The following is a 3,849-nucleotide window of genomic DNA, read 5'->3' as shown; positions in this document are numbered from 1 at the left end:
CGCCGCGAGATCTTCTCCTCTGCGCGGCGGGTGTCGGCCGACGCCCCCTCCATCCGCGCGGTGCGCAGCGCGCTGGCCGACGCAGCATCCCACAACCTGCCCGTCTGAGCGGGCACCACCCTGAGCAGACGCAGAGGCACCCAGCGGGAATATGCATGCACATGCATCTGTTCACCCCCGTGTACCCGGACGAAGGAGTCCGATCCACTCCTTTCGAAAGGCAATTCTGTGAGCACTCCCGTCATCGACCGCACCGCACCGACCGAGCACCCCGTCCTCGACGTTCTCGCCGGTCGCTGGAGCCCCCGCGCCTTCGATGCGCAGAACTCGATCGACGAGGCCAAGCTCGCCACCGCCCTCGAGGCCGCCCGCTGGAGCCCTTCGGCCAACAACTCGCAGCCCTGGCGCTTCATCGTCGCCCGCCGTGGCACGGCACTGCACGCGCAGGTCGTCGACGCCCTGATGGGCTTCAACCAGGCATGGGCGGGCAACGCCGCCGTGCTCGTGGTCGCGATCGCCGAGACGGCCGACGCCTCCGGCGCCCCGATCACCCACGCCCTCTACGACCTCGGCCAGGCCGTTGCGCACTTCTCGGTGCAGGCCCACCACGACGGACTGGTCGTTCACCAGATGAGCGGCTTCGACCCGGAGGTCGTCCGCGAGTTCGCCGACCTCGAAGAGCGCTTCGTGCCCTTCACCGTCTTCGCCGTCGGCGAGTTCGGCGACATCGAAGCCCTTCCTGAGGTGCTGCAGGAGCGCGAGGTCGCCCCGCGCGTGCGTCGCCCCATCGCCGAGACGGTCATCCTCAGCGCCTGAGCGCGGACCGCACGAACAAGAGCGCCGCCCCGGTTTCATCCGGGGCGGCGCTCTTGTGCACGGGGGTGATGCTCAGTCCTCGAGCAGCTCAGTCCTCGAGCAGTTCGGCCTCGATCACATCGTCGTCGGCCGCGGGTTCGGGCGTCGTCGAGGTGAGCACGAGGCCCATCCCGTCGGCGGCCACATCCACCCGCACCGTGTCACCGTCGTGCACGCCGCCCGAGAGCAGCGCGGTGGCCAGCTTGTTCTGCACCTCGCTCTGGATGAGGCGGCGCAGCGGTCGGGCGCCGAACATCGGGTCGTACCCGCGCTCGGCGAGCCACGCCCGGGCGTCCGGGGTGACTGCGAGCGTGAGCCGGCGGTCCTTCAGACGCTTGTGCAGCTGATCGATCGACAGCTCGACGATCTGGGCGAGGTCGTCTTCGCTCAGAGCCGAGAACATCACGATGTCGTCGAGACGGTTCAGGAACTCCGGACGGAACGCCTGTCGCACGAGAGCCATGACCTGGTCGCGCTTCTCATCGGGTGCGAGCACCGGGTCGATGAGGATCGGCGATCCCAGGTTCGATGTCAGGATCAGGATCACGTTCGAGAAGTCGACCGTGCGGCCCTGCCCGTCGGTCAGTCGACCGTCGTCGAGCACCTGCAGCAGCACGTCGAACACCTCGGGGTGCGCCTTCTCGACCTCGTCGAGCAGGATCACGCTGTACGGACGACGCCGCACGGCCTCGGTCAGCTGACCGCCCTGCTCGTAGCCGACGTACCCGGGAGGGGCACCGACGAGCCGCGAGACCGAGTGCTTCTCGCCGTACTCCGACATGTCGATGCGCACCATGGCGTGCTCGTCGTCGAAGAGGAACTCGGCCAGGGCCTTGGCCAGCTCGGTCTTGCCCACACCGGTCGGTCCGAGGAAGAGGAACGAACCGGTCGGGCGACCGGGGTCGCTGATGCCCGCGCGCGAGCGTCGAACCGCATCCGACACCGCCTTGACGGCGTCCTTCTGACCGATCAGGCGCTTGCCGAGCTCGTTCTCCAGGTGCAGCAGCTTCTCGCTCTCGCCCTGCAGCAGACGCCCGACGGGGATGCCGGTCCACGCAGCGATCACGGCGGCGATGTCCTCATCGGTCACCTGCTCGTTGACCATGCGGGGTTCGGCGGGGGTCGCCGCCTCGGCCTGCTCGGCCTCGGCGATGTCGCGCTCCAGCCGCTTGATGGTCTCGTACTCCAGCTTCGAGGCCTTCGTGTAGTCGGCGTTGCGCATCGCAAGATCGCGCTGGGTGATCGCGTCGTCGAGCTGCTTCTTCAGCTCACCGACCCTGTTGAGACCCTGACGCTCGCGCGCCCAGCGGGCCTCGAGCTCGGCGAGCTGCCGCTCCATGCCCACGAGCTGCTCACGCAGAGTGCTCAGGCGCTCCTTGGAGGCGGCGTCCTTCTCCCGCTTCAGCGCGAGCTCTTCGAGCTTCATCCGGTCGACCTGGCGCTTGAGCTGGTCGATCTCGACCGGCGACGAGTCGATCTCCATCTTGAGCCGCGACATCGACTCGTCGATCAGGTCGATCGCCTTGTCGGGAAGCTGGCGCGCAGGAAGGTACCGGCTCGACAGTGCAGCCGCGGCCACCAGGGCGCTGTCGGAGATCGTGACACCGTGATGCGCCTCGTACCGCCCCTTGAGGCCGCGGAGGATCGCGATCGTGTCCTCGACCGTCGGCTCGCCGACGTACACCTGCTGGAAGCGGCGCTCGAGAGCGGCGTCTTTCTCGATGAACTCGCGATACTCGTTGAGCGTGGTCGCACCGATCAGGCGCAGCTCGCCACGGGCCAGCATGGGCTTGAGCATGTTCGACGCAGCCACGGAGCCCTCGCCGCCGCCCGCACCCATGAGCACGTGCAGCTCGTCGATGAACGTGATGACCTGACCGTCGGACTCGGTGATCTCTTTGAGCACCTGCTTCAGCCGCTCTTCGAACTGCCCGCGGTACATGGCGCCGGCCACGAGTGCGGAGATGTCGAGCGTGACCAGCTCCTTGTCCTTGAGGGACTCGGCGACGTCGCCCGCGACGATGCGCTGGGCGAGTCCTTCCACGACGGCGGTCTTGCCGACGCCGGGCTCACCGATCAGCACGGGGTTGTTCTTCGTGCGGCGGGTGAGCACCTGGCTGACGCGACGGATCTCGCTGTCGCGTCCGATCACGGGGTCGAGCTTGCCCTCGCGGGCACGGTCGGTGAGGTTGATGCCGAACTGCTCGAGGGCGGACTGCTGCTCTTGATTCTGGTTACCGGTCTGCGGGGTGGTCATGCGCTCCTCCTGGAGATGCTCCTTCTGGCCGTCTCCCGCCTGCCGGATCGGAAGACGGGATCAAAGTTGAGTGTTGTTGACTCAAGTTTAGCACGCGCTCCTCCGCGATGACATCCCAGACCGCGACGGCGACCGCCCGCTTGGACCCCGAAGCCGCGCCCACCTCGACGCCCCCTGGCCCGAGGATGTGCACCGCGTTCTCGACGGACTCGAAGCCGCGCTCCCACCCGACCTCGTTCACCACGAGGAGGTCGACACCCTTGCGCTGCTGCTTGCCGCGGGCACGGGCGAGCATCTCGGCCTGATCCTCAGGAGTCTCCGCGGCGAAGCCGACGACGAGCTGCCCCGGTCGCCGCGCCGCGGCCAGAGACGCCACGATGTCCTCGTTCTCGATCAGTTCGATGGCCGGCACCCCGCCGCCCTCTTTCGTGAGCTTGCGCTCCGACACCTGCACCGGTCGGTAGTCGGCGACCGCCGCCGCCATCACGACGACGTCGGCGACCTCGGACTCACGCGTCATCGCCTCGGCGAGGTCAGCGGTGGCGCCGACGGGCACGATGCGGATCGACGGATGCCGCGCCTCGGCGAGCACATCGCCGGAGATATGGGCCGACACCAGGGTGACCTCGGCCCCACGGGCGGCGGCCTCGGCGGCGAGCGCCACCCCCTGCCTTCCGCTGGAGCGATTGCCGAGGAAGCGCACCGGATCCGGAGTTCGCGGAGAAGTGGTTCAACTT

The 3,849-nt window shown here is 68.2% G+C and carries 3 protein-coding genes; 1 reads left to right on the top strand and 2 read right to left on the bottom strand.

The features are described from left to right. Positions 1–228 precede the first annotated feature (228 nt). Positions 229–816 carry a nitroreductase family protein gene (locus KZA10_RS09420; RefSeq protein WP_218682732.1) on the top strand — a complete coding sequence of 196 codons (588 nt, stop codon included), beginning with the start codon at positions 229–231 and terminating at the stop codon, positions 814–816. 88 nt (positions 817–904) lie between these two features. Here the strand turns inward: KZA10_RS09420 and KZA10_RS09415 are convergent, their stop codons facing one another. Both KZA10_RS09415 and KZA10_RS09410 read right to left on the bottom strand, forming a co-directional pair. Then, a complete protein-coding gene (locus tag KZA10_RS09415) occupies positions 905–3,112 on the bottom strand; it encodes an ATP-dependent Clp protease ATP-binding subunit (RefSeq protein ID WP_141386983.1) in 2,208 nt (735 codons plus the stop codon). Next, on the bottom strand, positions 3,090–3,815 hold the full coding sequence (locus tag KZA10_RS09410) for a phosphopantothenoylcysteine decarboxylase (protein ID WP_308289629.1): 726 nt from the start codon (positions 3,813–3,815) through the stop codon (positions 3,090–3,092). The genes KZA10_RS09415 and KZA10_RS09410 overlap by 23 nt, the downstream gene beginning before the upstream one ends. Positions 3,816–3,849: the final 34 nt, after the last annotated feature.

Source organism: Microbacterium sp. BF1, from assembly GCF_019279095.1.
Lineage (GTDB): Bacteria > Actinomycetota > Actinomycetes > Actinomycetales > Microbacteriaceae > Microbacterium > Microbacterium maritypicum.
This window is presented reverse-complemented; position numbering and strand designations above follow the sequence as displayed.